The sequence below is a fragment of the Mycobacterium sp. NGS68 genome (assembly GCF_059812195.1).
Genome location: NZ_JCALCE010000091.1, coordinates 1 through 559 on the forward strand (window position 1 = coordinate 1; position 559 = coordinate 559).

Genomic DNA, 559 nt, shown 5'->3' on the forward strand with positions numbered 1-559 from the left:
CCCGCGGATCTTGACCTGCTCGTCGGCGCGACCCAGATAGTCCAGCTGCCCATCGACACGCCAGCGCACCAGGTCCCCGGTCCGGTACATCCGGGTGCCCGGCGGGCCGTAGGGGCAGGACACAAACCGCGACCCGGTGAGCCCCGGCCGCCGCCAATACCCCACGCCCACACCGCGACCCGCGAGATACAGCTCCCCCACCACCCCGACCGGAACCGGGTGCAGCCACGAGTCGAGCACGAAGAACGCGGCCCCGGACACCGGTGAGCCGATCGGCGGCGTCCCGGCGCCCGCCGTCAGCGAACTGGTGGAGACCCAGATGGTGGTTTCGGTGGGGCCGTAGACGTTGACCATCCGCCGGCCCGGGGCCCAGCGGTCCACCAGCTCCGGCGGGCACGGTTCGGCCCCGACCACCAGGTCCGCGTCCAGCCCCTCGGCCGAGAGCATCCCTGCCGCCGACGGCGTCTGCGTCAACACCGTCACCTGCTCGTCGACGATCAGCGCGTGGAACTCCCGCGGCGAGCGGGCCACCGCGTCGGGCACCACCACCAACCGGCCC

The 559-nt window shown here is 73.2% G+C and carries 1 protein-coding gene; it reads right to left on the bottom strand.

All coding sequences use genetic code 11. The features are described 5' to 3' along the window. On the bottom strand, window positions 1-559 hold a 559-nt coding region (locus tag AC5Y5V_RS31395; RefSeq protein WP_499942982.1), incomplete at both ends, for an AMP-binding protein.